The following is a 7,558-nucleotide window of genomic DNA, read 5'->3' on the forward strand; positions in this document are numbered from 1 at the left end:
CGGCTGCGGAAAAGGGTGAGCGGGCGGCTAAGCCGGCGGTCGAGAAGGCTGCCGACAAGCCGGCCGAGCGAACCGACAAGGCCGCGGAGAAGCCCGCGGAAGCCGTGCCCGCTGCACGCGCAGCCGACAAGCCGACTGGCCAGGCAGCCGATCCGGCATCGTCGTCCGCCGACAAGTCTTCCGCCGGTACCGATCCCGCTTCGCGTGCGGCTGCGCGCACACGTGACGCCGCGGCACCGGATGCCGAGACGCCGCCGGGCGGCGCGAGCCTCGCTGCCGCGCAGGCGCGCGTGGCCGATGCCGACCACTGAATTGCCCATCGATCGTGCCGCGCGCCGCGCGGCCGTTTCCGAACCTGTCTCCCAAACGATATGAACACTCCCGCTCCTACCGGTTTCCGTTGCGGCATGATCGCGATCGTGGGCCGCCCGAACGTCGGCAAGTCGACGTTGATGAACGCACTCGTCGGCCAGAAGATCAGCATCACGTCACGTAAGGCGCAGACGACCCGCCACCGCATCACCGGCATCAATACGTTCGACGACGCGCAATTCGTGTTCGTCGACACGCCGGGTTTCCAGACCCGCCACAGCACCGCGCTGAACCGTTCGCTGAACCGCGCGGTCACGTCGACGCTCACGTCGGTCGACGTGATCCTGTTCGTGATCGAGGCCGGCCGCTTCGGGCCCGACGACCAGAAAGTGCTCGACCTGATCCCGCCCGGCATGCCGACGCTGCTGATCGCGAACAAGATCGACCGCGTGAATGACAAGGCGTCGCTGTTCCCGTTCATGCAGCAGATGAGCACGCTGCGCGAATTCACCGAGCTCGTGCCGCTGTCGGCGCAGCGCCCGGAAGACATCAAGCGCCTGCTGGACACGATCAAGCCGTACCTGCCGGAAGGCGAGCCGATCTACGGCGAGGACGAGCTGACCGACCGCAGCTCGCGCTTCCTCGCAGCCGAGATCCTGCGCGAGAAGGTGTTCCGCTGGACCGGCGACGAACTGCCGTACACGAGCACCGTGCTGATCGACAAGTTCGAAGAGGAAGGGCGCCTGAAGCGCATCTTCGCGACGATCCTCGTCGAGCGCGATTCGCACAAGGCGATGGTGATCGGCAAGAAGGGCGAGAAGCTCAAGCAGATCAGCACCGAGGCGCGGATGGACATGGAGAAGCTGTTCGACGGCCCCGTGTACCTCGAGACCTTCGTGAAGGTGAAGAGCGGCTGGGCCGACAACGAGGCGGGGCTGCGCGCCTATGGGTACGAATGACGCGCTGACGTCGACTGAAGATGCGGTGACGGCTGGCGCGAACGACGCGCCGCTGCCGGCACCGCCTGAACCGCCGCGCAAGGCGCGGCGCGCGACGTCTCGCACGTCCGATTTCCGTGTCGCCGAGCAGCCGGCGTACGTGCTGCACAGTTATCCCTATCGGGAAACGAGCCTGATCATCGACGTGCTGACGCGCGATCATGGTCGACTCGCGCTCGTCGCGAAGGGCGCGAAGCGCCCGCACTCCGCGCTGCGCGGCGTACTGCAGACCTTCCAGCCGCTGCTGCTGTCCTGGTCGGGCAAGTCCGAGGTGCGCACGCTGACGGGGGCCGAGTGGGTCGGCGGGATGCTGCCGCTCGGTGGCGACGGGCTGCTGTGCGGCTTCTACGCGAACGAGCTGCTCGTGAAATTCTGCGCGCGCGAAGATCCCCAGCCGCCGCTCTTCAATCATTACGTGCTGACCCTCACGCGCCTCGCGCACGGTGAGCCCGCGGTGCAGGTGCTGCGCTCGTTCGAGCGCGTGCTGCTGCGCGAGACCGGCTACGCGATGGCGCTGAACCGCACGGTCGCGCGCCGCGCGGTCGAGCCTGATCGTCGCTACGTGTTCGATCCCGAGCGCGGCGTGCGCAATGCGGACGATGAAGTCCCGTCGCACTGGCCGGTCATTTCCGGACAGACGTTGCTCGATATGGAGCAGGACGATTACCATCGAGCCCAGACGGTTGCGCAAAGCAAGACGCTGATGCGCTTCCTGCTGAACACCTATCTCGGCGGTACGCCGCTTGCCACGCGTCAGATCCTGATCGACCTGCAAAACCTATGAGCTTCTTCCTGACAACGCCCACCGCCATCGACCTCGGCGTGAACATCGACCACGTCGCGACGCTGCGCAATGTGCGCGGCACGACCTATCCCGATCCGATCCGCGCGGCGCTCGCTGCGGAAGAAGCCGGTGCGGATGCGATCACGCTGCATCTGCGCGAGGATCGCCGCCACATCGTCGACGCGGATGTGCGCAAGCTGCGTCCGCTGCTGAAGACGCGCATGAACCTCGAATGCGCGGTGACGACCGAGATGCTCGATATCGCATGCGAAGTGCGCCCGCACGACGCGTGCCTCGTGCCCGAGAAGCGCGAGGAACTGACGACCGAAGGCGGTCTCGATGTCGCCGGCCACTTCGAGGCCGTGCGTGCGGCATGCAAGCAGCTTGCCGACGTGGGCGTGCGCGTGTCGCTGTTCATCGACCCGGACGAGACGCAGATCCGTGCCGCGCACGAAGCAGGCGCGCCGGTGATCGAGCTGCATACGGGCCGTTACGCCGAAGCGCACGACGAGGCCGAGCAGCAGCGCGAATACGAGCGCATCGTCGCGGGCGTTCAGGCCGGCGCGCAACTCGGCCTGAAGGTCAATGCCGGTCACGGCCTGCACTACACGAACGTGCAGCAGATCGCCGCGATCGACGGCATCGTCGAACTGAACATCGGCCACGCGATCGTCGCGCACGCGATTTTCGCGGGCTGGGACAACGCGGTGCGCGAAATGAAGGCGATCATGGTTGCCGCACGCGTAGCCGCGCTGCACGGCGGCGCGCGCTGAAGATGAAGTGCCGCCGCGCGTCGCGCGTCATGCCTGACCCGGCCCGGCCGGGTCGCACCGGCGCGTACTGACATGGCGATCTATGGCATCGGTACCGACATTGCCCAGGTGAGCCGCATCGCGGCCGTGCTCGAACGCACGGGCGGCCGGTTTGCCGAGAAAGTGCTGGGCCCCGACGAACTGCGTGTGTTCCATGCGCGCCGCGCCCGCTCCGAGGCGCGCGGCATCGCGTTCCTCGCGACGCGCTTTTCCGCGAAGGAAGCGTTCTCGAAAGCGATCGGGCTCGGCATGCACTGGCCGATGACGTGGCGTGCGCTGCAGACCCTCAACCACCCGAGCGGCGAGCCGTACGTGGTCGCGTCGGGCGAGCTGGCAGACTGGCTTGCCGCCCGTGGCATCACGGCGCGCGTGACGGTCAGCGACGAACGCGACTACGCGGTGTCGTTCGTGGTCGCCGAGACGGACGCCGCGCCTGCACCTGTTTCCCGAACCTCCTCCTGACGGAATTCCCGATTCAATGAAAACGACTCCCGGCCCGGTCATGCTCGACGTCGTCGGCACGGCCCTGTCGCGCGACGATGCGCGGCGTCTCGCGCATCCGAATACCGGCGGCGTGATCCTGTTCGCGCGGCATTTCCAGAACCGTGCGCAACTGACCGCGCTGACCGACTCGATCCGCGCGGTGCGCGAAGACATCCTGATCGCCGTCGATCACGAAGGCGGGCGCGTGCAGCGTTTCCGCACCGACGGCTTCACGGTGCTGCCCGCGATGCGCCGACTCGGCGAGCTGTGGGATCGCGACGTGCTGCTCGCGACGAAGGTCGCCACGGCCGTCGGCTACATCCTGGCCGCCGAGCTGCGTGCATGCGGAATCGACATGAGCTTCACGCCCGTGCTCGATCTCGACTACGGGCACTCGAAAGTGATCGGCGATCGCGCGTTCCATCGCGATCCGCGCGTCGTCACGCTGCTCGCGAAGAGTCTGAACCACGGGCTGTCGCTCGCCGGGATCGCGAACTGCGGCAAGCATTTCCCGGGGCACGGCTTCGCGGAGGCCGACTCGCACGTCGCGCTGCCGACCGACGACCGTACGCTCGACGCGATTCTCAAGCAGGACGTCGCGCCGTACGACTGGCTCGGCTTGTCGTTGTCTGCAGTGATTCCCGCGCACGTGATCTACACGCAGGTCGACAAGCGTCCGGCCGGCTTCTCGCGCGTGTGGCTGCAGGACATCCTGCGCGGGCGGCTCGGCTTCACGGGCGCGATCTTCAGCGACGACCTGTCGATGAAGGCTGCGCGCGAAGGCGGCACGCCCACGCAGGCGGCCGACGCCGCACTCGCGGCCGGTTGCGACATGGTGCTCGTCTGCAATCAGCCGGATGCGGCCGAGGTCGTGCTGAACGGGCTGAAAGCGCGGGCAACGGACGAGTCGGTGCGACGCATCAAGCGGATGCGTGCGCGTGGCAAGGCGCTCAAGTGGGACAAGCTGATCGCGCAGCCCGAGTATCTGCAGGCCCAGGCGCTGTTGAGCAGCGCACTGGCCTGAGCGGGAAGGGGATGGTTGGGTCTGCGCCATTCCGGTCACCGAAACAAAAAGCCGCGCAATTGCGCGGCTTTTTTATGGACAACTGCCGGGGTGAACCGGACAGCTTCAGGAATCAGGCAGGTCGACGAAGCGGATTTTGATGCAACTAACGGTCAAGCCCTGTCAGTGCCTGCGAACATCGCCGGGCACTCAGTTCACCTTCATCCGCTGCAGCTTGTTGTACAGCGTCTTCGGGCTGATGCCGAGCAGCGTTGCCGCGCGGTGGCGCGTGCCGCCGACTGCGTCGAGCGTCGCGCGGATCAGCAGATCTTCGACGTCGGAAAGCGGTGTGCCGACCTTGATCTGTACGCTGCTGCCGTTCAGCGCGGCGCCGGCCGAGAAGCTCGGCTCGCCTGCGCGCAGCGTCTCGATGAAATCGCCCGATGCGTCGTACGCGAAGCGCACGCGCTCCTGCAGCTCGCGCACGTTGCCCGGCCATTCGTAGGACAGGCACTCGCGCACGAAGCCCGGTGCCGCGCGCTTGTCGGTCGTGCTGCGGCCGGTTGCGCGCGCGTCGCGGTTCAGTTCGTCGATCAGCGCGTCCGCGATCGCGAGCGCATCGCCGTCACGCTCGCGCAGCGGCGGCATCGTGATCGACGCCGCATCGAGGCGCAGCCACAGATCTTCGCGCAGCGTGCCGTTCGCGACCGCTTCGCGCGCCGGGCGGCGCGTGGTCGCAATCAGCCGGAAATCGCTCGTGATCGAACTCGTACCGCCGATCCGCATGAAGTTCTGCGAATCAAGCGCATGCAGCAGGGCTTCCTGCAGCACGAGCGGCAGTGAGGTGATTTCGTCGAGGAACAGCGTGCCGCCGCCGGCCTGTTCGAACAGGCCCGATTCGCGGCGCTCGGCGCCGTCGAACGCGCCGCGCTCGTGGCCGAACAGCACGCTGTCGAGCGATGCGCCATGCCGGCCGGCGTGCGCGATCGTCCGGCAGTCGAACGACACGAACGGCCCCTTGCGGCGCCGGCTCAGGTCGTGCAGCGTGCGCGCGGCCAGCTTCTTGCCGGTACCGGCTTCGCCCGCGAACAGGACGGCCGTTTCGGTGCGCGCGTTGTGCTCGATCATGTCGTACACGTGCTGCATCGCGTCGCTGCGGCCGACCAGCGCGCCGAAGCGGCCCAGATGGCGCAGCGACGCGCGCAACGACTGCACTTCGTCGATCAGTTCGTAGGGACGCGGGATCCGCGCGAGCAGGCTGCGCAGGCGCGGAATGTTGATCGGCTTCAGCAGGTAGTCCCAGATGCCGTGACGCAGGCCCTCGATGGCGCTCTCGACCGTCGCATTGCCCGTCAGCACGATGACGGGCAGCGAGCCGTTCGGCTGTTGCTGCGGCAGGTGCTGGAGCAGGTCGAACCCGCTGCCGTCCGGCAGGTTCAGGTCGACGAGAACGACGTCGGGAATCGAGCGGCCGAGTGCCGTGCGCGCTTCGGCGAGCGACGTGGCCGTGTCGACCGAGAAGCCGTCCGCAGCGAGCAGCGCGGTGAGGCCGGACAGACTGTTGGGATCGTCTTCGACAATCAGGGCGTGTGGCATGGTGGACGCGAGTCGAGTCAAGAGAGGCGGGCTGTCGGCCAACGGGGCCGCAGCCGCATGTCAGATTAAAAACTGATTTTATGCCCCGCTGAACGCGTAACGAGCATTATTTCTCCGGCGCTATAAAACAGTTACCGATGATACAAATTGAATATCTTTACTGGTGGATTTTGTGCTTTACATGAGCCTGACTCCCGCCCGGTTGTTGGCGCGGGACAAACAAAAAGCGCCCCGAAGGGCGCTTTGTTCGATGCGGGTATCGCTTGCGATTACGCGCGGCTGCGGTATTCGTTCGTACGCGTATCGATTTCGATCTTGTCGCCGGTGTTGCAGAACAGCGGCACTTGCAGTTCGAAGCCCGTTGCGAGCTTGGCGTTCTTCAGCACCTTGCCCGACGACGTGTCGCCCTTGACTGCCGGCTCCGTGTAGGTGATCTCGCGAACGAGGACCGTCGGCAGTTCGACCGAGATCGCCTTCTCGTTGTAGAACACGACTTCGCAAGCCATGCCGTCTTCGAGGTAGTTCAGCGCTTCGCCCATCATTTCCGCTTCGACTTCGAACTGGTTGTAGTCGGCGTCCATGAACACGTACATCGGATCGGCGAAGTACGAGTACGTCACTTCCTTGCGGTCGAGCACGACGACGTCGAACTTGTCGTCAGCCTTGTAGACCGCTTCCTGGCCTGCGTTCGTCAGCAGGTTCTTCATCTTCATCTTGACGACGGCGGAGTTACGGCCCGACTTGTTGTATTCAGCCTTGGCGATGACCCATGCGTCGCTGCCGATCTGCACGACGTTGCCTACGCGGAGTTCCTGTGCGGTTTTCATAAAAAACTGTCCTGATCAAATCAAATAAATAGGTGCCTGAGCGTTGCGCAACGGCTGACGGCGCAAGCGGTGCGTTCCGGTGGACGCCAAAAGCGAGCGCTTGCCTGGTCAGCCGTCGGATAACCGCTTATTTTAACTGAGATTTTGCGTATTCCGCCAGCTTTCCGGCGAGATCGCCGACGGACGCGAGCGCGTCGGCCCAGCGGGCCGCGTTGGCGTCCAGTGCGCCGCGGTGCTGCCAGAAATCGGCCCAGTCGGGCGTGCCGGCGCCGTTCCATGCGTGCCAGAACCGCTCGAGTGCCGCGCGCGGGGCATCGGCGAGGCCGGCCGACAGGTGCGCGAGCGCGGCGTCGAGCTTCGGCAGGTGGACGTCGTCGGCCTGCGGGTAGATGTGCCACACGAACGGCTTGCGGGCCCACTGCGCCCGCACGAACGAATCCTCGCCGCGTACGAAATTGAGGTCGGCCACCCACAGCAAGGGATCGTAGTCGGCCTGGGGAACGAACGCGATCCCGTGGGCAGTCAAGTTACCGCTGCGCGCATGCGTGCCCGCGCCGAACGACTCGACCCCGAAAAAACGCGCGACGGCAGGCGACACGCGGCCGGCCGGCACGAGTGCGACGACCGGCGACGGGCCGTCGCGCCATTGCGCGAGCAGCGCGTCGACGGCCGGATTCTCGTATGCGAACAGGCTGACGACCGTCGTGCCGGCGGCCGGCGGCGCGCCGCCGGTCGCGCGCTGC

8 protein-coding genes and 1 pseudogene are annotated in these 7,558 nt (G+C 66.2%); 6 read left to right on the forward strand and 3 right to left on the reverse strand.

Annotation, left to right across the window (positions count from 1 at the left end; genetic code table 11):
• The 6 genes and pseudogenes from G3O00_RS37780 to nagZ form a co-directional block, all read left to right on the forward strand.
• A pseudogene (locus G3O00_RS37780) lies at positions 1 to 311 on the forward strand (ribonuclease III); the annotation flags it as partial.
• Between the two features lie 60 nt (positions 312 to 371).
• Positions 372 to 1,271 (forward strand): GTPase Era, encoded by a 900-nt coding sequence (era, locus tag G3O00_RS37785; RefSeq protein WP_011351415.1) that lies wholly within the window; start codon positions 372 to 374, stop codon positions 1,269 to 1,271.
• Positions 1,258 to 2,094 carry a DNA repair protein RecO gene (gene recO / locus G3O00_RS37790; protein WP_011351416.1) on the forward strand — a complete coding sequence of 279 codons (837 nt, stop codon included), beginning with the start codon at positions 1,258 to 1,260 and terminating at the stop codon, positions 2,092 to 2,094. The genes era and recO overlap by 14 nt, the downstream gene beginning before the upstream one ends.
• The gene (pdxJ, locus tag G3O00_RS37795; protein ID WP_011351417.1) at positions 2,091 to 2,867 is read left to right on the forward strand and encodes a pyridoxine 5'-phosphate synthase; all 777 of its coding nucleotides are present in this window, start codon (positions 2,091 to 2,093) and stop codon (positions 2,865 to 2,867) included. The genes recO and pdxJ overlap by 4 nt, the downstream gene beginning before the upstream one ends.
• Before the next feature lie 72 nt (positions 2,868 to 2,939).
• Positions 2,940 to 3,368, forward strand: coding sequence for a holo-ACP synthase (gene acpS, locus G3O00_RS37800; protein WP_011351418.1), 429 nt, complete (start codon positions 2,940 to 2,942; stop codon positions 3,366 to 3,368).
• Positions 3,369 to 3,384: 16 nt separating this feature from the next.
• Positions 3,385 to 4,413, forward strand: a complete 1,029-nt coding sequence (nagZ, locus tag G3O00_RS37805) for a beta-N-acetylhexosaminidase (protein ID WP_206146061.1) — start codon at positions 3,385 to 3,387, stop codon at positions 4,411 to 4,413.
• Between the two features lie 189 nt (positions 4,414 to 4,602).
• Here nagZ and G3O00_RS37810 read toward each other — a convergent pair whose 3' ends face one another.
• The 3 genes from G3O00_RS37810 to earP all read right to left on the reverse strand — a co-directional run.
• The gene (locus G3O00_RS37810; protein WP_206146062.1) at positions 4,603 to 5,988 is read right to left on the reverse strand and encodes a sigma-54 dependent transcriptional regulator; all 1,386 of its coding nucleotides are present in this window, start codon (positions 5,986 to 5,988) and stop codon (positions 4,603 to 4,605) included.
• Between the two features lie 269 nt (positions 5,989 to 6,257).
• Entirely contained in the window at positions 6,258 to 6,815 is a 558-nt protein-coding gene (gene efp, locus G3O00_RS37815) for an elongation factor P (protein ID WP_011351421.1), read from the reverse strand.
• Between the two features lie 127 nt (positions 6,816 to 6,942).
• Positions 6,943 to 7,558 (reverse strand): elongation factor P maturation arginine rhamnosyltransferase EarP (earP, locus tag G3O00_RS37820; protein WP_206146063.1); only part of this gene is annotated, 616 nt, incomplete at its 5' end.

Source organism: Burkholderia sp. Ac-20384 (assembly GCF_017104605.1).
Lineage (GTDB): Bacteria > Pseudomonadota > Gammaproteobacteria > Burkholderiales > Burkholderiaceae > Burkholderia > Burkholderia lata.

What these genes read in the sequence shown, in the direction of transcription:
- era (WP_011351415.1), top strand. Translation starts at nt 372, where the DNA reads ATGAACACTCCCGCTCCTACCGGTTTCCGTTGCGGCATGATCGCGATC.
- recO (WP_011351416.1), top strand. Translation starts at nt 1,258, where the DNA reads ATGGGTACGAATGACGCGCTGACGTCGACTGAAGATGCGGTGACGGCT.
- pdxJ (WP_011351417.1), top strand. Translation starts at nt 2,091, where the DNA reads ATGAGCTTCTTCCTGACAACGCCCACCGCCATCGACCTCGGCGTGAAC.
- acpS (WP_011351418.1), top strand. Translation starts at nt 2,940, where the DNA reads ATGGCGATCTATGGCATCGGTACCGACATTGCCCAGGTGAGCCGCATC.
- nagZ (WP_206146061.1), top strand. Translation starts at nt 3,385, where the DNA reads ATGAAAACGACTCCCGGCCCGGTCATGCTCGACGTCGTCGGCACGGCC.
- G3O00_RS37810 (WP_206146062.1), bottom strand. Translation starts at nt 5,988, where the DNA reads ATGCCACACGCCCTGATTGTCGAAGACGATCCCAACAGTCTGTCCGGC.
- efp (WP_011351421.1), bottom strand. Translation starts at nt 6,815, where the DNA reads ATGAAAACCGCACAGGAACTCCGCGTAGGCAACGTCGTGCAGATCGGC.